The organism is Rhodococcus sp. IEGM 1409 (assembly GCF_030056735.1).
Lineage (GTDB): Bacteria > Actinomycetota > Actinomycetes > Mycobacteriales > Mycobacteriaceae > Rhodococcus_F.
The window spans coordinates 1-212 of the sequence record NZ_JASHKN010000051.1 but is presented as its reverse complement, the minus strand read 5'-3'; the positions used below and the strand labels follow the sequence as shown (position 1 = coordinate 212).

Here is a 212-nt window from a genome sequence, read left to right as displayed (position 1 = left end):
GCGTACTCCACAACGGTGCGGTCGATCAAAACGGTCTCTGCGATCGACACGAGAAGATTCTCGGCGATCTGAATCCCTTCCATCATGGCAGCTCGATCGTGCGACGACGCGACGTAGTTGTATCGAAAACGCGGCGCCCCAGCGGGATCCACCCATGCCAGTTCGATGATACCCCGACTCCGCGGACCCATGAGGACCACCCCCACGCACTA

At 59.9% G+C, this 212-nt stretch carries 1 protein-coding gene; it reads right to left on the bottom strand.

All coding sequences use genetic code 11. The features are described 5' to 3' along the window. A partial coding sequence (locus QM716_RS29215; RefSeq protein WP_283307727.1) for a GMC oxidoreductase occupies positions 1-191 on the bottom strand: 191 nt, incomplete at its 3' end. Between the last annotated feature and the right edge of the window lie 21 nt (positions 192-212).